The organism is Pseudomonas sp. IT-P258 (assembly GCF_949767825.1).
Classification (GTDB): domain Bacteria; phylum Pseudomonadota; class Gammaproteobacteria; order Pseudomonadales; family Pseudomonadaceae; genus Aquipseudomonas; species Aquipseudomonas monachiensis.
This window is the reverse complement of the sequence record NZ_CATKPU010000002.1, coordinates 1-231: the sequence shown is the minus strand read 5'-3', so window position 1 is coordinate 231 and position 231 is coordinate 1. Positions and strand designations below refer to the sequence as shown.

Annotated in this window: 1 protein-coding gene; it reads right to left on the bottom strand. The window is 64.1% G+C overall.

The genetic code is table 11. The annotated features are described in order from the left end of the window. On the bottom strand, nucleotides 1–231 hold a 231-nt coding region (locus ACM6G4_RS00005; RefSeq protein ID WP_414912725.1), incomplete at both ends, for an immunoglobulin-like domain-containing protein.

The window sequence follows — 231 nt, the reverse complement described above, 5'->3', positions numbered from 1 at the left end:
GCCGCCTTCGGCGACGGTGGACTTGTCGGCGGTCAGGGTGGCGATCACTTCGCTGACGGTGTCGGTGATGGCCACATTGGCCGCGGTGCCGTCGATCACCAGATTTTCGAAGGTCTGGCCGTCGACGCTGGCCGAGCCGACGGTCAGGCTCAGGTTACTTGGGTCGCTGTAGACGTCGTCGCCCTGCACCGGTGCGGTGTAGATGGCCGACAATTTGCCCGCTTCAATGGT